19 protein-coding genes are annotated in these 23,616 nt (G+C 73.7%); 10 read left to right on the top strand and 9 right to left on the bottom strand.

Annotated features, from left to right (window positions below; genetic code table 11):
- The first annotated feature begins 100 nt into the window (after positions 1 to 100).
- From ACIQMU_RS11115 to ACIQMU_RS11090, 6 genes are all read left to right on the top strand, one after another.
- A complete protein-coding gene (locus ACIQMU_RS11115) occupies positions 101 to 1,834 on the top strand; it encodes an N-6 DNA methylase (RefSeq protein WP_402688694.1) in 1,734 nt (577 codons plus the stop codon).
- Positions 1,831 to 3,861 (top strand): N-6 DNA methylase, encoded by a 2,031-nt coding sequence (locus tag ACIQMU_RS11110; RefSeq protein ID WP_402688693.1) that lies wholly within the window; start codon positions 1,831 to 1,833, stop codon positions 3,859 to 3,861. The genes ACIQMU_RS11115 and ACIQMU_RS11110 overlap by 4 nt, the downstream gene beginning before the upstream one ends.
- Positions 3,858 to 5,132, top strand: coding sequence for a restriction endonuclease subunit S (locus tag ACIQMU_RS11105; protein WP_352239557.1), 1,275 nt, complete (start codon positions 3,858 to 3,860; stop codon positions 5,130 to 5,132). The genes ACIQMU_RS11110 and ACIQMU_RS11105 overlap by 4 nt, the downstream gene beginning before the upstream one ends.
- A gap of 11 nt (positions 5,133 to 5,143) precedes the next feature.
- Positions 5,144 to 8,362: a DEAD/DEAH box helicase family protein gene (locus ACIQMU_RS11100; RefSeq protein WP_352239556.1), complete on the top strand. Its 3,219-nt coding sequence runs from the start codon at positions 5,144 to 5,146 to the stop codon at positions 8,360 to 8,362.
- Positions 8,363 to 8,598: 236 nt separating this feature from the next.
- Positions 8,599 to 8,979, top strand: a complete 381-nt coding sequence (locus tag ACIQMU_RS11095) for a peptidase inhibitor family I36 protein (RefSeq protein ID WP_352239555.1) — start codon at positions 8,599 to 8,601, stop codon at positions 8,977 to 8,979.
- Complete coding sequence (locus ACIQMU_RS11090; RefSeq protein ID WP_352239554.1) at positions 8,967 to 9,926, top strand: hypothetical protein; 960 nt, start codon at positions 8,967 to 8,969, stop codon at positions 9,924 to 9,926. Before ACIQMU_RS11095 ends, ACIQMU_RS11090 begins: the two co-directional genes overlap by 13 nt.
- Positions 9,927 to 10,150: 224 nt before the next feature.
- On the opposite strand, the gene ACIQMU_RS11085 is transcribed toward ACIQMU_RS11090, so the two are convergent.
- Complete coding sequence (locus tag ACIQMU_RS11085) at positions 10,151 to 11,083, bottom strand: DUF2690 domain-containing protein (protein ID WP_352239553.1); 933 nt, start codon at positions 11,081 to 11,083, stop codon at positions 10,151 to 10,153.
- A 126-nt stretch (positions 11,084 to 11,209) separates the two neighbouring features.
- Between ACIQMU_RS11085 and ACIQMU_RS11080 the strand changes: the two genes are divergently transcribed.
- Entirely contained in the window at positions 11,210 to 11,776 is a 567-nt protein-coding gene (locus tag ACIQMU_RS11080; protein ID WP_352239552.1) for a hypothetical protein, read from the top strand.
- On the opposite strand, the gene ACIQMU_RS11075 is transcribed toward ACIQMU_RS11080, so the two are convergent.
- The 6 genes from ACIQMU_RS11075 to ACIQMU_RS11050 form a co-directional block, all read right to left on the bottom strand.
- Complete coding sequence (locus tag ACIQMU_RS11075; RefSeq protein ID WP_402688692.1) at positions 11,748 to 12,698, bottom strand: helix-turn-helix domain-containing protein; 951 nt, start codon at positions 12,696 to 12,698, stop codon at positions 11,748 to 11,750. The two genes, ACIQMU_RS11080 and ACIQMU_RS11075, sit on opposite strands and share 29 nt — an antisense overlap.
- 96 nt (positions 12,699 to 12,794) lie before the next feature.
- Complete coding sequence (locus ACIQMU_RS11070) at positions 12,795 to 13,199, bottom strand: GntR family transcriptional regulator (protein ID WP_352239822.1); 405 nt, start codon at positions 13,197 to 13,199, stop codon at positions 12,795 to 12,797.
- Positions 13,200 to 13,245: 46 nt separating this feature from the next.
- Positions 13,246 to 14,220 carry an ABC transporter permease gene (locus ACIQMU_RS11065; RefSeq protein WP_402688691.1) on the bottom strand — a complete coding sequence of 325 codons (975 nt, stop codon included), beginning with the start codon at positions 14,218 to 14,220 and terminating at the stop codon, positions 13,246 to 13,248.
- On the bottom strand, positions 14,217 to 15,161 hold the full coding sequence (locus tag ACIQMU_RS11060; protein ID WP_352239549.1) for an ABC transporter ATP-binding protein: 945 nt from the start codon (positions 15,159 to 15,161) through the stop codon (positions 14,217 to 14,219). The genes ACIQMU_RS11065 and ACIQMU_RS11060 overlap by 4 nt, the downstream gene beginning before the upstream one ends.
- Before the next feature lie 131 nt (positions 15,162 to 15,292).
- Positions 15,293 to 15,937: a response regulator transcription factor gene (locus tag ACIQMU_RS11055; protein WP_356726598.1), complete on the bottom strand. Its 645-nt coding sequence runs from the start codon at positions 15,935 to 15,937 to the stop codon at positions 15,293 to 15,295.
- Positions 15,937 to 17,295, bottom strand: coding sequence for a sensor domain-containing protein (locus ACIQMU_RS11050; RefSeq protein ID WP_352239547.1), 1,359 nt, complete (start codon positions 17,293 to 17,295; stop codon positions 15,937 to 15,939). Before ACIQMU_RS11050 ends, ACIQMU_RS11055 begins: the two co-directional genes overlap by 1 nt.
- Positions 17,296 to 17,429: 134 nt before the next feature.
- Between ACIQMU_RS11050 and ACIQMU_RS11045 the strand changes: the two genes are divergently transcribed.
- Genes ACIQMU_RS11045 through otsB form a run of 3 tightly spaced genes read left to right on the top strand, consistent with a single transcriptional unit; the run spans position 17,430 to position 21,651 of the window.
- A complete protein-coding gene (locus ACIQMU_RS11045; RefSeq protein WP_352239546.1) occupies positions 17,430 to 18,221 on the top strand; it encodes an ABC transporter ATP-binding protein in 792 nt (263 codons plus the stop codon).
- Positions 18,215 to 20,743 (top strand): FtsX-like permease family protein, encoded by a 2,529-nt coding sequence (locus ACIQMU_RS11040; protein WP_352239545.1) that lies wholly within the window; start codon positions 18,215 to 18,217, stop codon positions 20,741 to 20,743. The genes ACIQMU_RS11045 and ACIQMU_RS11040 overlap by 7 nt, the downstream gene beginning before the upstream one ends.
- A gap of 56 nt (positions 20,744 to 20,799) precedes the next feature.
- Positions 20,800 to 21,651 carry a trehalose-phosphatase gene (gene otsB, locus ACIQMU_RS11035; protein ID WP_352239544.1) on the top strand — a complete coding sequence of 284 codons (852 nt, stop codon included), beginning with the start codon at positions 20,800 to 20,802 and terminating at the stop codon, positions 21,649 to 21,651.
- 167 nt (positions 21,652 to 21,818) lie between these two features.
- Here the strand turns inward: otsB and ACIQMU_RS11030 are convergent, their stop codons facing one another.
- Both ACIQMU_RS11030 and ACIQMU_RS11025 read right to left on the bottom strand, forming a co-directional pair.
- Positions 21,819 to 22,058, bottom strand: a complete 240-nt coding sequence (locus tag ACIQMU_RS11030) for a hypothetical protein (RefSeq protein ID WP_352239543.1) — start codon at positions 22,056 to 22,058, stop codon at positions 21,819 to 21,821.
- A gap of 139 nt (positions 22,059 to 22,197) precedes the next feature.
- Positions 22,198 to 23,598, bottom strand: a complete 1,401-nt coding sequence (locus ACIQMU_RS11025; protein ID WP_352239542.1) for a trehalose-6-phosphate synthase — start codon at positions 23,596 to 23,598, stop codon at positions 22,198 to 22,200.
- Between the last annotated feature and the right edge of the window lie 18 nt (positions 23,599 to 23,616).

Raw genomic sequence — 23,616 nt, 5'->3', positions numbered from 1 at the left:
TCCGCCCCGGAAAGGAGCTGCGGACGGCCCTGCGAATCCTGTTAGCACCGTCAACCGAGTGTAACCTTGGGGCAGGCGGTTGGTGGTGTACGGTCATGGCATGAGCGGAGGAGACGAGGCGCCCGACGCCACGGCGACCGCCGCGGAGATCGCGCGGTTGGCGGGCGTGACGCGCGCCGCGGTGTCCAACTGGCGCAGGCGGCGCTCGGACTTCCCCGCGCCCGTCGGCGGCACCCCCGCGAGCCCGCTGTTCTCGCTCGCCGACGTACGCCGGTGGCTGGAGGGGCGGCGCGAAGGGCGGGAGGTCAGCGGGGAGGCCCGGCTCTGGCAGGCGCTGCGCGCCGCCCACGGCGAGGAGATGGTCGGGGCGCTGGCCGCTGTCGGGGGCCACCTCCGGGGCGACGCGGAAGGGCTGGCCGACCGGGCCGCCCGGGAGGCGGTGGACGGGCTGGCCGCCGGCCGCACGCCCACCGAGGTGATGGACGCCCTGGTCGCCCGGCTGCTGGAATCCACCGCGCGCACCGCGCTGGACGGGGCCTCGACGCCGCGGCTGGCCCGCGCCGTCCGGCACTTCGCGGGCGAGACCTCCGGCACCGTCTTCGACCCGGCCTGCGGCATCGGATCGCTCCTCGTCGCGGCGGGCGGCGACGGGGTCCGGCGCCGGCTGGGGCAGGACACGCACGCGGACGCGACGCGGGTGGCCAGGGTGCGCGCCGCCCTGGCCGCCCCCGGGGCGGCCGAGCCGGTCCGGATCGCGGCGGGCGACTCGTTGCGGGCCGACGCGTTCCCCGGCCTCCGCGCGGACCTGGTCGTCTGCGAGCCGCCGACCGCCGTGGCCGACTGGGGCCGCGAGCAGTTGCTCATCGATCCGCGCTGGGAGGCGGGTGTGCCCTCGCGCGGGGAGAGCGAACTGGCCTGGCTCCAGCACTGCTACCACCACACGGCGCCCGGCGGACGAGCCGTGGTGGTCCTGCCCGCGTCGGTGGCCCAGCGCCGGTCCGGCCGCAGGGTCCGGGCGGAGCTGGTGCGTCGCGGCTGCGTCGCCGCGGTGGCTGCCCTGCCGCCGGGGCTGGCCGCCGCTCACGCGCTTCCGATGCACCTGTGGCTGCTGAGCCGCCCATCGGTCGCGGGGCGGCCGAGGGCGACCGTGCGCATGGTGGATCTCGGCGCCAACAGCCCCGACGGCCCGTGGGAGCCGCAGCGGCACCAGGAGGCGCGGGTCCCGCTGGTCGATCTGCTGGACGACGAGGTGGACCTCACGCCCGGCCGCTACGTACGCGAGCCGGAGCCCGACTACGCGGTGGAGTACGCCAGGCTGCGCGAGGAGCTCGAAGCGCGCCTGGGCCGTCTGCGGGCGCTGCTGCCCGAGCTGCCGCCGCGCGGCGGGGCCGGCGGCCCGGACGACGGCGTACCGGTGGCGGTGAGCGATCTGCTGGCGGCCGGCCTGATCCGTATGGACGGTGATGAGATCGTCTCCGTCAACGGCCGGGTGGACCCCGACTACGTGCGCGGATTCGCCGGCAGCGCGGCGCACACCCGCCGGGGCACGTCCTCCTCGGGCACGTCCCGGGCGGGCCTGCGGGCGGCCCGACTGCCCCGCATGGACGTGGAACGGCAGCACCGCTACGGCGCCGCCTTCCGCTCGCTGGAGGCGTTCGAACGCGAGCTCGCCGAACTGGCCGGAATGGGCGACCGGGCCGCGCGGCTCGCCCGCGACGGCCTCACCGGCGGCGCACTCGATCCGCCGCCGGCCCGCGACGGCGACGACGCCGCGCACCCGAGCACGATGACCGACGGAGACGCCTCGGTGGGGCGAGAGGACTGGACACGTTGAGCAAGAACCAGGAACTGGCCGACTTCATCTGGTCGGTGGCCGATCTGCTGCGCGGTGACTACAAGCGCTCCGACTACGGAAAGGTCATCCTGCCGTTGACGGTGCTGCGCCGGCTGGACTGCGTCATGGCCCCGACCCGCCAGGCGGTGTGGGACCGGGCGGCCTCCTACACCGGGGAGAACAAGGACGGGCTGCTGCTGGCGGCCTCCAGGCTCAAGTTCTACAACCTCTCCGAGCAGACCTTCGACACCATCAGCGCGGACGCGGCCAATGTGGCGAAGAACCTCAAGGACTACATCCGCGGGTTCTCGGCGGAGGCCACCGAGATCATCGACCGCTACGAGTTCCACCTCCAGATCGACCGCCTCGACAACACCGACCTGCTGTATCAGGTGGTGCGGAAGTTCGCCGGCCTGGATCTGAGCTTCGCGGCCGTGGACAACCACGACATGGGTTACGTCTTCGAGGAGCTGATCCGCAAGTTCGCCGACGCCTCCAACGAGACCGCCGGTGAACACTTCACCCCCCGTGAGGTCATCGAGCTGATGGTCGAGCTGCTGCTCGCACCGGACGACGAGCGGCTGACGGGCGAGGGCCAGGTCGTCAAGATCCTCGACCCGGCCTGCGGCACGGGCGGCATGCTGGCGGGGGCCGAGGAGCACATCCAGAAGCTCAACCCCCGCGTGCGCGTGAACCTGTTCGGCCAGGAGCTCAACGCCGAGTCCTACGCGATCTGCCGCTCCGACATGCTTCTGAAGGGCCACACCGCCAAGAACATCCGCTTCGGCAACTCCTTCAGCCAGGACGGCCACGAGGGCGAGACCTTCGACTACATGCTCGCCAACCCGCCCTTCGGCGTGGAGTGGAAGAAGGTCGAGCGGACCGTCCGCGACGAGCACGACGAGCGGGGGTTCGACGGCCGCTTCGGAGCCGGCCTGCCCCGGATCAACGACGGGTCGCTGCTGTTCCTCCAGCACATGATGAGCAAGATGCGGCCGCTCAAGAAGGACGCCGCCGGCGACGAGGCCGGCGGCTCCCGCCTGGCCGTCGTCTTCAACGGCTCCCCGCTGTTCACCGGTGGCGCGGGGTCGGGCGAGTCGGAGATCCGCAGGTGGATCATCGAGCACGACTACCTGGAGGCGATCGTCGCCCTCCCGGACCAGCTCTTCTACAACACCGGCATCTCCACCTACTTCTGGATCGTCACCAACCGCAAGCCCGCCGACCGCGAGGGCCGCGTGATCCTGCTCGACGCCCGCGACCAGTGGACCAGAATCCGCAAGTCCCTCGGGGACAAGCGCAAGGAGATCACCCGGGCGCAGATCGGACGCATCTGCGCGATGTACCGCGACGCGCTCGGCATCGCCGGCGACGAGGCCCATCCCGACCACGGGCGGGTGAAGGTCTTCGCCAACCGGGACTTCGGCTACCAGCGCATCACCGTGGACCGGCCGCTCAAGCTCCGCTTCGAGCTGACCGAGGACGGCCTCGCCCGGCTCGGCGCCTCGGCCGCCGTGCGGAAGGCGGCCGGCGGCGAGGCCGCGACCGGGCTGCTGCTCGCCGTGCTCGAACCGCTGCTCGGCTCGCGGTGGTCCACCCAGGCCGAGGCGTGGGACGCCCTGCGGACGGCGGCGGCGGCCGGGGGCGTGCCGTGGCCGTCCGCCGCACCGTTCCGCAAGGCGTTGCGCGAAGCCGTGGGCGTGACCGACCCGGAGGGCGAGGTCCAGCTCGTCAAGGGCAGGCCGGAGCCCGACCCCGACCTGCGGGACAACGAGAACGTTCCGCTGGGCGAGGACATCGACGCGTACTTCGCGCGCGAGGTGCTCCCGCACGTCCCGGACGCCTGGATCGCGGAGACCCGCAATCCGAGGACGAAGGAGACGGAGCGGTTCAAGGTGGGGTACGAGATCCCCTTCACCCGCCACTTCTCCGCCTACCGGCCGCCGAGGCCGCTTCCGGAGATCGACGCGGAACTGAAGTCCCTGGAGGCCGAGATCCAGGCCCTGCTCGGCGAGGTGATCGCGTGACCTCCGGCTCCCGTCGGATTCCGTACGGAGCGTCGCCCCCCGATGCGTGGAAGGTGGTTCCGCTCAAGCATCTCGCGGTCCTGCACAACGGATACGTCTTCAAGTCCGATGGCTGGGCGGATTCCGGCACGCCCATCATCCGTATCGAGAACCTGAACGGCTCCGGGAGCTTCAACCATTCCCGGCTGGCGTTGAGCGAGAAGCACCACGTGCGTGCGGGAGACCTGCTCTTCTCCTGGTCGGGGAACCCGGGCACGTCCTTCGGCCCGTTCCGCTGGGAGAAGCCGGGGCTCCACTTCCTCAACCAGCACATCTTCAAGGTGTCCGTCCAGGGCTGCGAGAAGGACTGGTTGTACTGGTCGTTGCAGGCCGCGACGTACTGGATCGAGCGAGAGCTCACCAGCGGCATGATCGGTATGGTCCACGTGACGAAGGAGGATCTGGGCAACGTCCCGATCCCCGTCCCGCCCCGGGCCGAGCAGCGCCGCATCGCCGACTTCCTCGACGCCGAGACCGCGCGTATCGACGCGCTCGTCGAGGCCCGGGGCCGCCAGCTCCGCCTGCTGAAGGAGCTGGCGGAATCGCGGCTGGCCACCGAGGTCGAGAACCTGATCGCGGACCATGGCGTCATCGCCCTCCGCAGGGTGGTCCGTTCCGTGGAGCAGGGTTGGAGCCCGCAGTGCGAGGACGCTCCCGCCGGGCCGGACGAGTGGGCGGTCCTCAGGACGAGCGCCGTGAGCTCGGGAGTCTTCCGGCCCCAGGAGCACAAGAGGCTCCCCGACGACCTGCGGCCCGACGTCCGTCACCGCATTCTGGACGGCGACCTCCTGATGACCCGGGGAAGCGGGTCCGCGGAGCTGGTCGGAGTCTCGGCGGTAGCCCGCACGGAGGGGCGCAAGCTGCTTCTCAGCGACCTTCTCTACCGCGTACGCACCGACCGGGGCTGGAATCCGGATTTCGTGGCCCTGATGTTGCGCAGCCGGCCGGTGAGGGCCTTCACGTCCCTGCTGATGCGGGGGCAGTCCGGCCAGACGATCAAGCTCAGGTCCGAAGACATCAAGGGCATCCGCGTCCCCGCCGTGCCCGTCGGACGGCAAGCGGGGATCGCGGCCGGCCTCACGGCCGGAGAGCGGACGATCGAGGCCGCCCGGACAGCCGTCGAAGCGTCCTCCGCGCTGCTCGCCGAGCGTCGCCGGTCCCTGATCACCGCCGCCGTCACCGGCCGGCTCGACGTCACCGCCGCCCGCCGCACGCACGAACGCGGCCTCTGAGGGGGATGCGGATGAACGACGCCCGCGTGTACACGGAGAAGGCTTTCGAGAACGCCGTGGAAGCGGCGCTGCTGCGCGGCGGCTGGCAGCGTGGGCGGTCGGCCGCCTACGACCGCGCGCTCGGCATCGACACGACCGAGCTGAGGGACTTCCTCCGGCGGTCGCAGCACGACGCGTGGCTGGAGCTCCAGGCCGCCTACGGCGAGGCGGAGGAGCGGGCCGTCGGCCGGTTCGCGAAGCGGGTGGCGCGGGAGATCGACGCGCACGGCCTTCTGGACGTGCTGCGCCGGGGGGTGAACGACCGGAACGTGAAGATCCGGCTCGCGTTCTTCCGGCCCGCGCACACCCTCGCCGCCGACGCCATGGCCGAGTACGACGCGAACCGGCTCACCTTCGTACGTCAGTTCCACCACTCCGCCGCGCGCCCGGGCGACAGCCTCGACATGGCGTTCCTCCTCAACGGGCTGCCGGTCGCCTCCGTCGAGTTGAAGAACGGTCTGACGCGGCAGAGCGTCGAGGACGCCAAGCGGCAGTACCGCGACCGGGATCCCAAGGAGCTGTTCTTCGCCAAGCGCAGCCTGGTCCACTTCGCGGTCGATCCCACGCTGGCGTTCGTGACCACCCGCCTGGCGGGCGGTGCGACCCGCTTCCTCCCCTTCAACACCGGCTCCGGCGGCCCCGGCCGGACCGGCGGCGCGGGCAACGCCCCGGCGCCGGCCGACGGGGCCTATCCCACCTCCCACCTCTTCGACGAGGTGTGGGCCCGGGACAACTGGCTGGAGCTGCTCCAGCGCTTCCTGCACGTGGAGGACGCCGCCGCGAAGGCCGGCCGGGCGCCGTCGCACAGGCCGGGAAGGGCGCACACACAGCCGCTGATCTTCCCCCGGTTCCACCAGTGGGACGCGGTGCGCAAGCTCGTCGCCCACGCGGCCCGCCACGGAGCGGGGGAGAACTACCTGATCCAGCACTCCGCCGGCTCGGGCAAGTCCAACACCATCGCCTGGCTCGCGCACCACCTGTCCAGCCTGCACACCTCCCACGACGCCGGGCAGCTCGCGCCCGCCGCGCTCGCCTCCGGCCTGGGGGCGAACAGGCTGGTCTTCGACAAGGTCGTCGTCATCACCGACCGGCGGGTGCTGGACAAGCAGCTCCAGGACACCGTCTTCCAGTTCGACCACAAGGCCGGGGTGGTCGTGCGGATCGACGAGAACTCCCAGCAGCTCGCGGACGCGCTGACCGGACCGACGGCCCGGATCGTGATCACCACGGTGCAGAAGTTCCCCTTCGTCCTGGGCAAGGTCGCCGGGCTGGGCGGGCAGCGCTACGCGGTGATCATCGACGAGGCGCACTCCTCGCAGGGCGGTGAGAGCGCCGCCGCGCTGAAGAAGGCGCTGGGACGTCTCGGGCCGGACGCGGTGGACGAGGACGGCGACCCGCTGACGGCCGCGGCCCTGGCGCGCGGCAGGCAGCCGAACCTGTCCTTCTTCGCCTTCACGGCCACCCCCAAGGCCAGGACGGTCGAGCTCTTCGGCACCCCGTCCGCCCGCCCCGGCCCGGAGGAGCCGGAGAAGGGGCCGTTCCACGTCTACTCGATGCGGCAGGCCATCGAAGAGGGCTTCATCCTGGACGTGCTCGGCAACTACGTCACCTACGCCACCTACTTCAAGCTCCAGGAGGCCGCCGCGGACGAGGCGGAGCGGCAGGTGGACCCGCGCAAGGCCCGTTCGAGGCTGGTGAGGGCCGCCCTGCTGTCGGAGGCGTCGATGGCCTCCCGCGCGAAGATCATCGTGGATCACTTCCGCTCGCATTCCAGCCCGCGCCTCGGCGGGCGGGCCAAGGCGATGGTGGTCACCTCCGGCCGCGACCACGCCGTACGGCTCTGCCGGGCCATGCGGGCCTACATCGACCAGCGCGGCTTCACCGACTGCGGCACCCTGGTCGCGTTCTCCGGGGCGCTGACCCTCGACGGCGTCGAGTACACCGAGCCCCGGCTCAACGGCTTCCCCGAACGCGAACTGCCCACCCGCTTCGCCTACACCCGCGCGGACGACCCGAACCCGCCCTCCGTACCGAGGCCCGAGCACCGCATCCTCGTGGTCGCCGAGAAGTACCAGACCGGCTTCGACCAGCCCCTGCTGACCACCATGTACGTGGACAAGGTCCTGGTGAAGCTGGCCGCGGTGCAGACGCTGTCCCGGCTCAACCGCACCCACCGGCTCAAGACCACCGAGGACCTGTTCATCCTCGACTTCGCCAACCGGCCCGAGGACATCGAGCAGGCTTTCCAGCAGTACTACGAGGCGTCGGTCAGCGAGCCCACCGATCCCAACCTGCTGTTCGACCGCGAGCGCGAGGTGATGGCCTACCAGCTCCTGGTGGAGGCCGAGATGGACGCCTTCGCCACCGCGTACTTCGCGGCGTTCCAGGGCGGGTCGGCCACCGACACCGCCATCATGAAGGCCCACGCCCGCCTCTACGGTCACCTCCAGCCGGCCCTGGACCGCTTCAACGCCCTCGACCGCGCCGAACCGGAGACCGCCGCCGCATTCCGCCGCGCCCTGGGCTCCTACACCAAGGCGTACGGCTGGCTCTCCCACGTGATCGGCTTCGAGAACCTCGAACTCGAACGGCTCTACCAGTACGGACGCTTCCTGCTGCGCCGGCTGCCCGCCCCCGTCCGCAGCGCCGGAGCCGACACGGGGACGGCCGCGCCGAGTCATCTGCGCATCGCTCGTACGGGCGCCCCGGAGCTGCGTCTGGAAGCGGCGGGCGCGCAGGTCCTGCCCGGCCTGACGGCCGAAACGGCCGGAGCGGTGGCCGACGCGGAGGAGATGTCGCTGGCCGAGGTGATCCGGTCCGTCAACGACGCGTACGGGACGGGGCTGTCCGCCGCCGACCAGGTCCTGCTCGGCCGGCTCGTCGTCGCGGTCAGCGAGGATCCGGAGCTCCGGGCCATCGCCCTGCACCAGGACAGTGACGTCTTCGGCGGGGAACTGGAGAAGGACCTCGACCGGATCGTCATCGACCAGGCTGCCTCCCACGACGCCCTCTTGGTCCGCTACTTCGACGACGCCGACGTCAACCGCGTGTTCAAGCAGGTCGCGACGGAGCAGGCGTATCAGCTGATCCGCCGCCCGGTCCGGCGGGAGGCCGAGCAGCGCGTCACCGAGCGGCGGGCCGCCGAGCTCAAGTCCACCGGAGGCCGCCGAGCGGAACCGCCGCCCGCCTGAGGGAGGGGCGGGCTGTGCGCTCCCGCGCCGTCCCGCGTCCCGGGAGGCCCCGGGGACGGCCCGGGAGCGGGCGGTTGACCGGTGGCGTCCCCTTCCGGCGTCCCACGTTGTTCCATGCGCTGGTGGGACGGTGATCCCGCTGGGCAGAGTGCTTCCGGCGGCACGGGGAAGCGTTCGTCCCCCGGCCGCCGCCACCGCGGGAAGCGGTGGTATGCGAACCAAGATGAGGAGCATTCGTGAACCGCATTCTCGGTAAGGCCGTCGCCGCCCTCGGTGGAACGGCCCTCGCGGCCGGAGCGCTGATCGCCACCGCCGCCCCGGCCAACGCCGCGTGGGACGCCTGCCCCAAGGGCTACCTCTGCGCCTACACGGGCACCAACGGCACCGGCGGTACCCCGGGCAAGGTGGAGGGGAACAACACCAACCTCACCCAGTACACCAAGTTCCGGTACGCCGACTCCGCCTGGAACAACGGTACGAGCTGCAACGTCCGCGTCTACAGCGGCAACAGCTACACCGGCAGCTACTGGACGATCAACCGCGGTACGGCGCTCTACAACCTGAACGACTACGGGCAGCTGAAGAACGGCATCCACTCCAACCAGTGGTGCGTCTGACCTCCAGGGCACTCCGGCCCGCGGCCCTGACCGGGCTCGCGCTGTCGCTGCTCGCGGTCGGCTGCTCCTCCCAAGGAGCGGCCGACCGCCGGCCGGACGGCCCGGAGGTGCGGCCGTGGTCGGGTGCGGCGCACTTCTCGGCGGACGAGACGACACGCCTGCACGACACGGTGCAGCGCGCCGTCGCGGAGTGCATGGACGACCGTGGGTTCGCCTACCGGCCTCAGCCCGCGCGGAGCGATCGACGGGCCGCGGAGACGAGCCCCTACGGGCTGCTGAGCGCCGCTGTCTCCCGCGCCGACGGGTACGGGGTGGTCGGCGGGCTGCTCTCCGGCGGTGAGGCCCCTCCCTCGGACGCCAACGCCGCGGCGGTGGCCGGACTGGGGGAGGAGCAGGGCAAGCGGTGGCGGGAGGCCCTGCTCGGCGGGGAGAAGGACATGCGGGAGGTGTCGGTGCCCGATGGGCCGACGCTGCGGTACTCGCCGTCCTCCTGCGAGGTACGGGGGCGCGAGGAGGTCTACGGGAAGGGCTGGGACGTCGTCCTGTTCACCGTGGAGACCGCCGCCAACGGCGTCGTCCAGGCCGTGGAACAGGACGCCGGGTACCGCGCGTCCCTGCGTGACTGGTCGGCCTGCATGGCCGAGCGCGGACACGACTTCCCGGACCTGCGGGCGCCGAGGGCGGAGTTCGCGGCCCGTGCGGAGCGGGCGAAGTCGCCCGCCGAGCTGAGGGCGGTGGGGGAGGAGGAGATCGAGACGGCTTCCCGCGATCACGCGTGCGAGCGTGACGTCCGTCTGCACGAGGCGACTGCCGAGGCCCAGAAGCGGGTGGAGCGGGAGGAGCTGCGCCGTACTCCGGAACTGGCGGAAAAGCTGGACCGCGTCCGGGACATGAAGCGCCATGCGCTGCGCACGGCCCGTGCCTCGGCGTCCTCCGGGCCGGGCTGAGCCGGCCCGGCGGGGCGGGCCGGACCCGGGGGAGCCGGGGACCTGCGGCAGAGGGACGGGGAGCCGCAGGTGCCGCGCCGGCGGGGGCCGGGGCCGCCCGGCGGGGGTGACGGGGGAGCCCCCGCCGGGCGGGTTCCCCCGGCCGGCGCGCGAGGCCGGGCCGCCCGCGGACGTGCCCGGGGCGGCCCGAGGACGTGTCCGGCCGCCCGGGCGGGGGCCCGCGGTCAGGACGCCACGGGAGGAGCTTCCGGGAGGGGCTCGTTGCCGCCGGGCTCCGTGCAGCCCTTCTTTCCGGCCTTCGTCTGCCAGCAGGCGCGCACCTCGCCCGGGCGGGGTGCGCCGATCATGAAGGTGAAGGCGGCGAGGTTGGGATCGTCGGGCACCGTCTCGGTATGGGTGCGCCCGTCCTTCGCCACGATGTCGACGCGGTCGCCGGGAGCCGCCCACCTGATCCGCGCCCAGGCCGCACGGCAGACGCTGCTGTAGCGGACCTCGATGTAGGCGCTGTCCGACCGGCTGATCGCCGCGGTCCAGGCGTCGCCGCCACAGCCCTGCTCGACGGCGTCCAGCCCGTCGCACCCGCTGCCGTGGCAGTCGCTGCCCACGCCCTTCAACGGGGGGCGGCCCGCGGCGGCTTCGGAGGGCTGCGCGGGGTTCGGGGAGGAGGGCGACCCGCCCCTCCCGGTGAGGACGACCAGGAGCCCGGCGACGACCGTCAGCGCGGCGAGCGCGGCCCACAGGGCGCTGCGGGCGCCGAACCGTGGCAGGCGTCGCCCGGGGCCGCCCGCCGGCTCCTCCGGGACGTCCGCGAGGGGCGGCGGCGCCGACGCCTCCGCCGGCGGAGGGGGCGTGCTGTCCGGAGCGGGCGGCTGTTCGGCGGCCTGGCCGCGTCCGCTGGCCGCCTGTTCGGCCAGCTCCCACAGGGCCACGAGCAAGTCCGGGTCGGAGCACGTCCGTCGCGCGAGGAAGCGGACCGGCGCCTCGGGCGGGAGACGGCCGCTGTTGAGGCAGCGCTCCCAGGAGGACTTGCTGTAGCCGGTGCCTTCGGCGAGGGCCGTGAAGCTGAGGTTCCGCGCGTCCTTGATGGCCCGTACTTCCTCGATGAAGCGCACGACGTCGGGCTCCAGTCCGGCGGGCAGTTCCTTCCACGTGGTCATCCGCGACCCTTTCGGTTCTCGGCGCTGACGGACGGGTGCGCCGTGGCGTCCGGGGCGCCGCGGCAGGCCCGTGGACGGACGGCTCGGCTGGTGTGTGACCGCCACACTGACGGTATGCATCATTCCATGTCAGTGAACAGGAGTTGGGTACGCACGGTCACCACGCTGGCCGTGCTGGCCACCGCGGGGTGCGCCGGCGCCGACGCCGGGTCCGGCCCGGCCGCCGGGCCCGGCGGTACCCCGGCGAAAGCGGCGGATCCACCGGTGGACCGGGTCTATGTGTCGGGCTCGGGGGACCCGGCCGACGACTGGCGGGACGAGGGCATGCTCGGGGAGGACCTGCCGCTGCGCAGCGACTTCGCCGCGCTGTGGCAGACGGTGCTGTGGGCGGACGGCTATCTCGGGCGGGCCGACATCGACTGCCGGTTCACCGGAGAGACCCCCCGGGCCACCCGGGTGTGGCAGAGCAACCGGAAGCTGGGGGCCGACGGGATCGTCGGGCCGCTGACCCTGGCCAGGGCCGGCGAGCGACTCGTCGAGAGCGAGGGCGAGGTCTTCTACCGGGGGGCCGAGCACACCGTGTCGTTCCGGCGTGCCCCGGACGGCCGCTACCTGGTCGAGGACGACGGGTCGTACAAACCCCTGCGCCGTGACCGGGCGACGCTCACGGTGTGCGAGGCCGGCGAGCGGTGACGGCGGGCGGTTCCTCCGGGCGTACGGCTCCCGACCACACCCGGTTCCCGGCGTCGATACAGGACTGGAACTCCCGGAAGACGGCGCAGAACTGCACGTTGGTGCCGAGCCTTTCGGGGGCGGGCGCCATCCGCGTCCGGGCGGAGCCCGCGGGCTCGTGTTCCTGCCCCGCCCCGCGCACGCTGAGCGTGAGGGCGCGTACGTCCTGCGAGGGCTCGGCCTCTCCCCACACCGCGGAGCAGCCGGGGCTGTGCACCAGGCGTGTGCGGTGGCCGTCGCGGACGTAGCTGCCGAGTACGCGCCGGTCGTGCACGCATCCGGCCCGTGCGGCGTCGAGGCCGTCACAGGACTGTCCGAGGCACGGCGAGGGACGGGTCGCCGAGGCCGCGGGAAGCCGGGCCGGGACGGGCCAGGTCTGGTCCGGGACGCTCGCCTCGGGAATCGTGGAGGCGGGCACGGACGCCAGCAGGGCCAGGGTGAGGGCGGCGGCCGCGCCCCGCAGCAGGGCCGGAGTCCGGCGTGCGACGGGCGGCGATGGGGCGGGTGGCGGAGGGCCGGTCGGCGGAGGTGGAGAGGGCGGCGGCGCGGTGTCCGGCACGGCCGTCCCCTCGGGGCGGCCGGTGGCGCCGGGCCGCCGGGGTGCGTCGGGGAGCCGGTGGTTCCCGGCCGCGTCCCACAGCACCCGCAGGCGGGCCAGATCCGTCGCGTTGCCGCCCGCGAGCCGGCACAGCGCGCTGACGGCGTCCCACGGGGGGAACGCCACCGCGTTGAGGTAGCGGTGCCAGGACGCGGCGCTGCACGGCGACTTGGCGGCGAGTGCGGCGTAGCTGAGACCCGTGCGGTCCTTCAGTATGCGCAGGCGTTGCACCAGGCGCCGGTGCTCCATGGGGAGTTCGGCGGCCAGTGGGCGCCAGCGTCCCATGGTCTCCTCCGTCTTTCCCTCGCCGTCGCTCCCGGGCCAGTGTCCCATTCGACGCCCCGCCGCCCAAGCGGCCTCGTCGGGGAGCGGGCCGGGCGGTCAGTCGGCCGCCTCTCCCGGGTACGCGCTCTCGAACGCCGCGTGGAACAGGGCTGTGACGTCCTGCCCGGTGAGACCTTCGGCGCGGGCCCGGTCCAGCCAGTCGGCGAGGTCGGTGCGCAGCGGCGAGCCGGGGCCGGACCGGGGCTGGGCCAGGGAGCGGGTGACGAACGTACCCGCTCCCTGGCGCACCTCGGCGAGACCCATGCGTTCCAGTTCGCGGTACGCCTTGAGCGTGGTGTTCGGGTTGACCTTGGTGGTCGCGGCGACCTGAGCGGCGGTGGGCAGCCGGTCGCCCTCCTCCAAGGCGCCCATGCGCAACGCCTGTTCGACCTGCCGGACGATCTGGAGATAGGTCGCCACTCCACTGCGCCGGTCGATGCGGAACACGACCACGGACTTCACCTTCCGCTCGACTGCCGACACTTTACGTAGGGGGAGGGAGCCGTACCTACAGCGGGCGGCGCGAGACGCGCCACAGGGTGACCGCCGTGAGCAGGGCCGTTCCGGCGACCAGGATGCCCGCCGCCGTCCACTGCATCGGCGCCATCTGGCCGTAGTCGAGGTACTCGACCACGTTGTTGACGATGCCGCTCTCCCTGAGGCACGCGTTCCGCGCCTCCTCGGTCGCCTCCGTGCAGGTGCCCCAGCCGTACAGGGCCCCGTCGGCGCTGCCGACCCAGCGCTCCACCTCGTACGCGTCGCGGAAGCGGTCCGGGAGTTCGCCGTCCAGCGGGTAGGTGAAGATCTGCGAGGAGCCGATGCGTACGCGGATCTCGTCCCAGACGAACATGGTGGTGACCGCGGCGAAGAGGAACGTGATCACCATGGCCGGGAGCACCCGGCGGACCAGGACGCCGACGGTGACGCCCGCCGCGGTGAGGAAGAGGAGGAGCGCGGGCAGGACCGGGCCGGTGTTGTCGAAGATCACGCCGTCGATCCACTGGCTGAGGAAGACGGAGCGGTACGGCTTCCACCACCAGGTGAACAGGATCGAGAGGACCAGCCCGGAGACCAGCGCGAGGGTGTAGGCAAGGCCCAGCTTGGAGATCAGCCACTGGCGGCGGGTGACGGACTGGGTGGTCACGAGCCGTGCGGTGCCGCTCTCCTGGTCGCCCGCGATCAGCGGGGCGCCGATGAAGACGGCGAGGATCAGGGGCAGGCCGCCGAGGATGGACGTGATGTAGCGGTAGCCCCGGTCGTTCTGGAGCACGTCGCCGGCGTCCTGCCCGGGCCAGCCCTTCGCGTCGAGCAGCTGGATCATCGTGTGGCGCTCGTACACGATCCAGAGCGCGCACAGCACGGTGAGGCCGAGGACGCAGATCAGCGCGGTGCGGTGCTGGCGTACGACGAGCCAGGGCAGGCCGTGCAACAGGCGTCGGCGGGAGACGGTTCCGGCGGGCTTCTCGGTGAGGGTGGTGCTCATGCGGCCTGGGTCCCTTCGGTCTCGACGCGGGCGCCCTGGGTGTAGAGGGAGGGCGCGTCCGGGGAGCGGAGATGGGCGAGGAGGACTTCCTCCAGCGAGGGCTCGCTGCTCTGCCAGTCGGCCGGGAGCGGCGCCTTCGGCCGGATCATCGCCTGGAACTGCCGCCCCTGGAGGCGGGTCTCGACGACCGTGTGGTGGGCGAGCTCGGGCGGCAGCGAGCCGTCCCGGGCCACCCCGGTGACCAGGGTGTGGGCCGGGACGAGGGCGTCGGCGTCCCCGGCCATCCGGATCCGGCCCTCGGCGACGACCAGCAGGTAGTCGCACATGTCCTCCAGCTCGGACAGCATGTGCGAGGACATCACCACCGTGGTGCCGCGCTCCACGGCCTCCGCCATCAGCAGGGTGCTCATCTCATCCCGGGCCAGCGGATCGAGGTCCGACATCGGCTCGTCCAGGAGCAGCAGGTCGGGCCGCTTGCCGAAGGCGAGCGCGAAGGCCACGCGGGTGCGCTGGCCGCCGGAGAGGGTGCCGATCCTGGCGTGCGGCGGGACGTTGCCGGAGCGGACGATCCGCGTTGCCGCCGCCGCGTCCCACCCGGGGTTCAGCTCGGCGCCCATGCGCAGGGTGTCGGCCACGGTGAACCGCTTGAACAGCGGTTTCTCCTGCCCCAGGAACGCGAATACGGGCATGACGGTGGGGTCGTCGACCGGGACGCCGAAGACCCGGAGTTCGCCGGTCGTCGGCTGGAGCTGCCGTGTGGCCAGTCCCAGCAGGGTGCTCTTGCCGGCCCCGTTCGGTCCGACCAGTCCGCAGATGCGGCCGGCCGGGATCCGGAAGGAGCAGTCGCGCAGCGCCCAGCCGCGCCGGTAGCGCTTGCCCAGGCCGCGGGCTTCCAGCGCCCAGCTGCCGGGCGCCGCGTTCGGAGTGCTCGTGTCTGCCACGCGCTTCGCCTCGATTCCATGAGTCAATTAATGGAATCATGGAGTCGTGAGGGAATGACTGTCAAACCGGGGAGCCGGGGCGTGGCGTGCGCCCGGAGGGGCGGGGGGACGTGGAGCGAGGGGCGGTGGGCTCAGCCGCGCAGGAAGGCCAGGACCGCGAGCACCCGTCGGTTGGTGGCCTCCGAGACGTCGAGGTCCAGCTTGGTGAGGATCGACCCGAAGTGCTTGCTGACCGTGCCCTCGCCGACGTGCAGGGCCTCGGCGACGGAAGCGTTGGACCGGCCCTCCGCCATCAGCGCGAGGACCTCCAGCTCCCGGGCGGTGAGCCGGGCGAGCGGGTCGCGGCGGCGCCGGATCAGCTGCCGTACGACCTCGGGGTCCACGACGGTGGCGCCCTCGGACACCCGGCGCAGCGCGTCGGCGAACTCCTCGACGTGGCCGATGCGCTCCTTGAGCAGGTAGCCCACCCCCGTACCGTCCGACGCGTCCAGCAGATCCTCCGCGTAGGTGCGCTGGACGTACTGGCTGAGCACCAGGACCGGCAGCCCCGGCAGCTTCTCGCGCAGCGCGACGGCGGCCCGCAGGCCCTCGTCCGAGAAGCCGGGCGGCATCCGGACGTCGGTCACCACGATGTCCGGGCGGTGCTCCAGGGCGGCGGCCGTCAGCTCCTCGGCCGTGCCCACCGCGGCGAGGACCCGGTGCCCGAAGCGTTCCAGCAGGCCGACCAGGCCCTCGCGCAGGAGGACGCTGTCCTCGGCCAGTACGACGCGCGGCATCAGGTCCTCGATCGGGCGGGCGGGCAGGGAACCTCCAGCCGGAAGACCGTCGGTCCCCCGGGCGGACTGGACAGTAGCAGGCTGCCGCCCAGCACCGAGAGACGATCGGTGACGCCCTGGAGGCCGGTCCCGCCCCCGTTGCCGCCCGCCGTCCCGCCCAGCCGCGCGCCGCCGCGCCCGTCGTCCTCGACCTCCACCGTCAGCCACCTCCGCGCGGTCGCGCCGGTCACCGTCACGCGGGTCGCCCCGCTGTGCTTCGCCACGTTCGCCAGCGCCTCGCTGACCGCGAAGTAGACCGCGGTCTCGACGGCTTCGAGCAGCCGGCCCGGTAGAGCGAGCCGCACCTCGACCGGGACGGGAGAGCGGTCCGCCAGGTCCTCGACGGCGGCCTCCAGACCCCGGTCGGTGAGGAGGTGGGGGTGGATGCCGTGAATCAGCTCGCGGATCTCCACCAGCGCGACCGACGCCTCCTCGTGCGCCCGCTCCAGCAGCCCGCCCAGCGGGTCGGCGGGCTTCTCCAGCCGGGCGAGCCCGAGCGTCATGGAGAGCGCCACCAGCCGCTGCTGCGCCCCGTCGTGGAGGTCGCGCTCGATACGGCGGCGTTCCGCCTCGAACGCGTCCACCAGCCGTGTCCGCGACCGGTCCAGCTCCGCGATCCGGGAGTCGAGCGCGGCGGCCGACGGGGAGAGCAGCGCCCGGGTCAGCACGGCCCGGCCCCGGGCCACCACCCCCAGCGGCCAGGTCAGCAACGGCAGCAGCACCACCCCGGCCAGCAGCACCGCGAACGCCTCCGGCCAGGAGTCGGCGAGCCAGAGCTTCAGGACGCGCGCCTCCCCGTCCCCGCCCGCCGCCATCATCACCGGGGTGCCGATCAGCCCGCCGCACACCAGCAGGACGCTGCCGACGGCCAGCGCCTCCAGCGGCCACAGGACGGACGCGAAGAGCAACGCGTACGCCAGCTCCCGCCAGGTGCACCGCTCCTGGAGGCGGGTCCGCAGCCAGGACGCCAGTCCCGGCTCGGGCGGTTCGCGGTGCGGGTCGGGGAGCGGGACCGGGTCGATCAGCCGGAGCCTGCGCCGCTCCAGCGCGCCCAGCGGAATCCCGGCGAGGACGAGCGTGAGCAGCAGCGGCACCCCGATGACGAGGACGGCCAGCGCGCTGCCCGCCACCGCCAGCAGGAGCAGCGCCACCAGCGTCGCGACGCCCAGGGGCACGCTGGTCAGGAGGTAGAGCGCGGCACGCCACGGCCGACCGCCGGGGAGCCGGCCGGGCAGCGCGCCGGGGAGGTCCCGGGAGGCGTCATGAGGGAGGGCGGGCCGGGGCGCCGGTGACATGGGCGGCGGGCTGGGGGAGGGCATCCGGGCACGCTACGAGACGCCCGCGCCGGGCGGCCACCCTGTTCTCCGCCAGGCGCGTGGTGGAGCTGGCTCCACCAGGGACGCCCCCTCCCGCTGTGATGTGCCGTGCGAGCGCCGCCGCTTGAGTGGACCTCATGAATCCAGCAGCGCGCATCGACCAGGTACCGGCCGTACGGCTCCGGTCCGTGACCCGTTCCTACGGCCGGGACGGCAGCACGGTCAAAGCCCTCGACGACGTCAGCCTCACCATCCGCCGCGGCACGTTCACCGCTGTCATGGGGCCCTCGGGCTCCGGCAAGTCGACGCTCCTGCACTGCGTGGCTGGTCTGGACCGGCCCACCGGCGGCCGGGTGCTGCTGGGCGACACCGATCTGACGGGGCTGAGCGAGGCCCGGCTGACCCGCCTGCGCCGGGGGCGGATCGGCTTCGTCTTCCAGGCGTTCAACCTGCTGCCCTCCCTGACCGCGGCGCAGAACGTGGCCCTGCCCCTGCGGCTCGCCGGCCGCCGGCCGCGCAAGGCCGACGTGCTCCGCGCGCTGGACCGGGTCGGGCTGCGCGAGCGGGCCGGACACCGGCCCGGCGAGCTCTCCGGCGGCCAGCAGCAGCGGGTGGCCGTCGCCCGCGCCCTGGTGACCAGGCCCGAGGTGCTCTTCGGCGACGAGCCGACCGGGGCGCTGGACTCCACCGCCGGCCGGGCGGTGCTGGGCCTTCTGCGCGAGATGACCGACGAGGGGCGCACCGTGGTCATGGTGACCCACGACCCGGTCGCCGCCTCCTTCGCCGACCGGGTCGTCTTCCTCGCCGACGGCCGGGTCCGGGACGAACTGGACGCGCCCTCGGCGGAGCGGGTCGCCGCCCGCATGGCAGCGGGTGCCGCCCCGGCTTCCCCGGCGGGCTCCGCGGCCCCGGCGGTGGTCCCGTGCTGATGCCGGCCCTGCGCGGGTTGCGCGAACGCTGGGTCACCTTCGTCGGGTCGTTCGTCGCCCTGGTCCTGGGCGTGGGCCTGATCGCGGCCACCGGCCTCGCCCTCGCGGCGACGTTCGCCGCACCGGAGCGGGGGCCCGAACGGTTCGCCGCCGCTCCCGTCGTCGTCCGGACCTCCGCTCACCTCCGGGTCGAGACCCCGACCGGGACCCGGACCAAGCCGCTCGCCGACCCCGGACCGGTCCGCCCGCGGGTCGCCGAACGGCTGGCCGCCCTCGGCCGCACGGTGGCGGACCGGACGTTCCCGGCCGACGTCACGGCGGCTCGTACCGGCGCTGAGGCGGGGGAGTCCCCGACCGGCCGGGGAGCCGGGGCCCGGGTCGGTCATCCGTGGTCGATCGCCGCCGGGGCCCCGTACCGGCTCACCTCGGGCCGGGCCCCCGCCGCCCCCGGCGAGGTCGTCGTCACCACCGGGCCCGGCGGCGCACCGCTCCGCACCGGGGACCGGGTCGAGATCCGCACCCCGGCCGGCAGCGCTCCCCGGACCGTCGTCGGCACCGTGGCGGACCGGGGCTTCGAGGAGGCCGTCTTCTTCACCGACGACGAGGCCGCCCGGATCTCCCCGGACATCGACGCCCTCGTCGTCCACGCCGGCGCCACCGCCGTACGCGGGGCGCTCGGGCCGGACAGCGGCATGGACGTCCTCACCGGCCACGACCGCCGCCGCGCCGACCCCGACCCCGACCGCGACGCCCGGGCCCTCGTCTCCGTCAACGCCCTGCTGGGCACCGCCGCCGGCATCACCCTCTTCGTCTCCGCCGCCGTGGTGGCCTCGACGTTCTCCTTCGCCGTGGCCCAACGCCGGCGGGAGTTCGGCCTGTTGCGCACGGCCGGCGCGACGCCCGGACAGATCCGCCGTACGGTGTGCGCCGAAGCGGTCCTCATCGGCGCCCTCGCCTCGGCCGTGGGCAGTTGGCTGGGGGCCAGGGGTGCGCCGCTGCTGGTGGGCCGGTTGACCGACGCGGGCCTCGCGCCGTCCTGGTTCGCCCTCGGGGACGCGTCCTGGCCGTTGCACACCGCCTTCTGGACCGGGGTGTTCGTCGCCACGGCGGGGGCGCTCGTCTCCTGCCACCGGGCCGGACGGACCGCCCCGACCGAGGCGCTGCGCGAGGCGGCCGTCGACAGCCGAGTCATGCCGGTGAGCCGCTGGGTGTCCGCCGCCCTGGTGCTGCTCGCCGGACTGGGCCTGCCCGCACTGGCGTTGGCGACCGACCCCGGCGATCTGCTGGGCCGCAAGTCCTATGTCACCCGGCCGATGCCGCTCATCGTCGGCTGCGCCCTCCTCGCCCCCGTCCTGGTGCGCCCGGTCGGCCGACTGCTGACCTGGCTGCCCGCGCGGCTGCCCGGCGCCGTCGGCGTACTCGTGAGGGAGAACACCGCCGCCGGAGTACGCAGGACCGCGGCCGTCGTCGCGCCCGTCCTCATCACCGTCGCCCTCGCCGCCTCCCTGACGGGCACCGTCGCCACCCTGGAGGAGGCCAGGGCGGCCGAGGCGCGCACCGCCACGACCGCCGACTTCGTGGTGACGCCAGGACAGGAGGGACGGCCGCTGGCGCCCGCCCTCGTGGAGCGGGCGCGGGCCGTCGAGGGGGCCGTGGTCAGCGTCTCGCGGTCCACCGCCGTCACCGTCCTCGAAGAGGACACGGCCCTCGTCTCCTCCCCGGCCCGCGCGGTCGACCCGGCCCGGCTGGCCGCCGTGTCGCGGCTGCCCGTGACCGCCGGCCGGCTGACCGACCTCGACGACGGCTCGATCGTCGTCAACGAGGAGTGGCTGACCACGCGGATCGGCGACCGGGTCACCGTCTGGCTCGGCGACGGGCGCGAGACCTCGCTGCGGATCGCCGCCGTCCTGGCCACCGGCACCGGTGACAACGGCGTCTACGTCACCCCGCGCAACGCCGGGGGCGCGGGCGTCGACCGGATCGACGTCAAGGTCGCCGAGGGCGGCGACCGGCGGGCCGTCGCCGCCGCACTGCACACCGCCGCGGCCGACACCGGTACGCGGGTGACGACCCGCGCCGCGTGGCCGGCCGCGAACAGCCCGGGGACGAACGACCACACCGGGACCGGACTCCGGATGATCCTCGGCATCGCGCTCCTCTGCACGGCGATCGCCCTGGCCAACACCCTGGTCATGGCCACCTCCGACCGGGTGCGCGACCTCGCCGTGCTCCGCCTCGCCGGGGCCACCGTCCCCCAGGTCCTGCGGCTCGTCGTGGCCGAGGCGGTGGCGGCGGTGGGGGTCGGCGCCGTGCTCGGGGGCGCGGTCGCGGCGGTGAACCTGCTGGTGGTGTGGGGTGCGCTGGTGCTGCTGGGGGTCACGTCCGCCGTCGTGGTGGTGCCGTGGGGGACGCTCGGCCTCGTCGTCGTGGCCGCCGTGTTCCTGGCCGCCGTCTCCGCCGTTCTGCCGGCCTCGCTCGCCCTGCGGACCCGGCCGGTCGAACTCGCGGGCGCCCGTGAGTAGTCGTCGCGTGGCCGGCATCGCTCGTGATCGACCCGTCCAGGGCATAGGCTCGCCCCATGGGCAGCCACCCGGAAAACCTGCCGAACCCGACCACCCCGGCCGGCCGCGAGGGGCTCGACGCCGTTCTCGCCCGGCCCGACCGCGCGGTCGTCGCCCTCGACTTCGACGGCACGCTCGCCGACATCGTCCCGGACCCCGAGCAGGCCCGCGCCCACCCCGGCACGGTGACCGCGCTCGCCGCGCTCGCGCCGAAGGTCGCCGCCATCGCCGTGATCACCGGCCGCCCGGCGGGCGTCGCGGTGCGCTACGGAGGCTTCGCGGGCGTCCCCGGCCTGGAGCACCTCGTCGTGCTCGGGCACTACGGCGCCGAGCGCTGGGACGCCGTGACCGGCACCGTCCACGCCCCCGCCCCGCACCCGGGCGTCACCGCGGCGCGCGCCCGTCTCCCCGGCGTACTGCACGAGGTGGGCGCCTGGCACGGCACCTGGATCGAGGAGAAGGGGCGGGCCGTCGCCGTCCACACCCGGCGCGCCGAGGACCCGCAGGCGGCCTTCGAGGCGCTGCGCGGCCCCCTCGGTGAACTGGCCGCGGAACACGGGCTGATCGTGGAACCGGGCCGCCTGGTCCTGGAGCTGCGCCCGCCCGGCATGGACAAGGGCGTCGCGCTCGCCACGCTCGTCGCGGAGCTGGACGCCGAGTCGGTGATCTACGCGGGCGACGACCTCGGCGACCTCGCCGCGTTCGCCGCGGTGGAGAAGCTGCGGACCGAGGGCCCCGACGGCATCCCCGGCCTCCTGGTGTGCAGCGGCAGCGCCGAGGTACCCGAACTGGCCGAGCGCGCGGACCTGGCGGTGCCGGGCCCGGCCGGCGTGGTCGGCTTCCTGACGGCCCTGGCCGAGCGGCTGTAGCCGGGCCCGCGGCGGCCCGGCCTGCCCGCCTTCCACCGTCGAGCGGGCTGCTGCGGTGACGCGGGGCGGCCCCTCCGGGGCGGGACGACACGGGTGAGGGCCCGCACCGGATGGCGCGGGCCCTCACCGTTGTGGAACCGCCGCGGCCGGACGTGCCGGCTGCCGGGTCAGCGGACGAAGTAGCCGCGCTCCGCGTCGAAGTACGCCTTCTCGCCCTTGATGTACGTGATCCCGTACGGGCCGCCGAGGTTGCGGTACTCGCCGCTGGCCCAGCCGCCCTCGATCCCCGCGTGGCCGGCGCCGGCGGGGCCGTCCCCGCCGTTCGTCCCGTGCGCGGCGGCCGGGCCCGCGGCGACGAACCCGGCCGCGGCGACAGCCGCCAGGGTGATCGCGATACGACGCATCATGAAACCGCTCTCCTTCATGCCATCGGTGACGTGCAGTGCGACCACCCTGCCCACGGAACACCTCCATGGCATATGCGGCACGCGGACACCCCGGCGAGGAGAACCTGTTCGGCCCCCCAGCCGCTGCTCCACGCGTCCCTCACTCCCGCCGCAGCGCCTCCAGCTGGTCCAGGAACCACTGCTGGGGCGGCAGCGCGGTGGCCGCCTCGGCCAGCCGTTCCGTGCGGGCGGAACGCTCGTCCGGGCTCATCGTCAGCGCCTCGTGCAGGGCCTCGGCCGTGCCCGTCACGTCGTACGGGTTCACCACGATCGCGTCCCGGCCCAGCTCCTCGTACGCCCCCGCCTCCCGCGACAGCACCAGGGCGCAGCCGTGGTCGGAGACGACGGGGACCTCCTTGGCGACCAGGTTCATCCCGTCGCGGATCGGGTTGACCAGGGCCACGTCCGCCAGCCGGTACGCGGCCAGCGAGCGGGCGAAGTCGTCCTTGACGTGGAGGACGACCGGCGTCCAGGTCTCCGTGCCGTACGCCCCGTTGATCTCCGTGGCCAGGGACTGCACGGCCGCCGTGTAGTCCCGGTAGACGGCGAGGTCCTGCCGGGAGGGGTAGGCGAAGGCGATGTGCACGACCCGCTCGCGCCATTCCGGGCGGGCGTCCAGCAGGGCGCGGTAGGCGTGCAGGCCGCGCACGATGTTCTTGGACAGTTCGGTGCGGTCCACCCGGACGACGGTCTTCCGGCCCTCGCCCACCTGCTCGCGCAGCGTCGCCATCCGCTCGTCCACGTCCGCCTCGTGCGAGCGCCGGCGCAGGAAGTCCGCGTCCGCCCCGAGGCCGTGCACCCCGACCCTGGTGCGGCCCGTCCCGCCCAGGATCTCCGTGCAGCAGCCGATGAACGCGTCCGCCCAGCGGCGGGTCAGGAACGCGGCCCGGTCCGCTCCGAGGATGCCGCGCAGCAGTTGCTCGGCGATGTCGTCGGGGAGCAGCCGGAAGTAGTCGACGGGCGCCCACGGGGTGTGCGAGAAGTGGCCGATCCGCAGGTCGGGGCGCAGCTCACGGAGCATTCCGGGCACCAGGGACAGGTGGTAGTCCTGGACCAGGACCGAGGCCCCGGGGCCCGCCTCCTCGGCGAGCGCCTCGGCGAAGGCCCGGTTGTACGTCTCGTACGAGGCCCACATGCGGCGGAACTCGGCGTCGAAGACGGGCTCGACGGGGGTCTGGTAGAGCAGGTGGTGGACGAACCACAGCACCGAGTTCGCGATGCCGTTGTACGCGTCGGCGTGGACCTCGGCGTCGATGTCGAGCATGCGCACGCCCTCCTCGCCGACCCCGCGCCGCACCGCCTCGCGGTCGCCGTCGCCGAGGGCCGCGCAGACCCACAGTTTGTCGTCGACGGCGCTCAGCCCGGAGACGAGGCCGCCGCCCCCGCGCTTGGCGTCGAGCGTCCCGTCATCGCCGAGCGTGTACGAGACCGGGCCGCGGTTGGACGCGACGAGGACCTGGGCGGTGGAAGCTGCTGCGGATTCGGCGTACTCGGAGACCATGTGCGCAACCTAGCCCGT

Origin of the sequence: Streptomyces sp. NPDC091649 (assembly GCF_044756785.1) — a bacterium.
In the GTDB taxonomy this organism is placed as follows: Bacteria; Actinomycetota; Actinomycetes; order Streptomycetales; family Streptomycetaceae; genus Streptomyces.
This window is presented reverse-complemented; position numbering and strand designations above follow the sequence as displayed.

Excerpts from the sequence above, each read along its gene's own strand:
- ACIQMU_RS11115 (WP_402688694.1), top strand. The coding sequence starts at position 101 with ATGAGCGGAGGAGACGAGGCGCCCGACGCCACGGCGACCGCCGCGGAG.
- ACIQMU_RS11100 (WP_352239556.1), top strand. The coding sequence starts at position 5,144 with ATGAACGACGCCCGCGTGTACACGGAGAAGGCTTTCGAGAACGCCGTG.
- ACIQMU_RS11085 (WP_352239553.1), bottom strand. The coding sequence starts at position 11,083 with ATGACCACGTGGAAGGAACTGCCCGCCGGACTGGAGCCCGACGTCGTG.
- ACIQMU_RS11080 (WP_352239552.1), top strand. The coding sequence starts at position 11,210 with ATGTCAGTGAACAGGAGTTGGGTACGCACGGTCACCACGCTGGCCGTG.
- ACIQMU_RS11075 (WP_402688692.1), bottom strand. The coding sequence starts at position 12,698 with ATGGGACGCTGGCGCCCACTGGCCGCCGAACTCCCCATGGAGCACCGG.
- ACIQMU_RS11065 (WP_402688691.1), bottom strand. The coding sequence starts at position 14,220 with ATGAGCACCACCCTCACCGAGAAGCCCGCCGGAACCGTCTCCCGCCGA.
- ACIQMU_RS11055 (WP_356726598.1), bottom strand. The coding sequence starts at position 15,937 with ATGCCGCGCGTCGTACTGGCCGAGGACAGCGTCCTCCTGCGCGAGGGC.
- ACIQMU_RS11050 (WP_352239547.1), bottom strand. The coding sequence starts at position 17,295 with ATGCCCTCCCCCAGCCCGCCGCCCATGTCACCGGCGCCCCGGCCCGCC.
- ACIQMU_RS11045 (WP_352239546.1), top strand. The coding sequence starts at position 17,430 with ATGAATCCAGCAGCGCGCATCGACCAGGTACCGGCCGTACGGCTCCGG.
- otsB (WP_352239544.1), top strand. The coding sequence starts at position 20,800 with ATGGGCAGCCACCCGGAAAACCTGCCGAACCCGACCACCCCGGCCGGC.
- ACIQMU_RS11030 (WP_352239543.1), bottom strand. The coding sequence starts at position 22,058 with ATGATGCGTCGTATCGCGATCACCCTGGCGGCTGTCGCCGCGGCCGGG.
- ACIQMU_RS11025 (WP_352239542.1), bottom strand. The coding sequence starts at position 23,598 with ATGGTCTCCGAGTACGCCGAATCCGCAGCAGCTTCCACCGCCCAGGTC.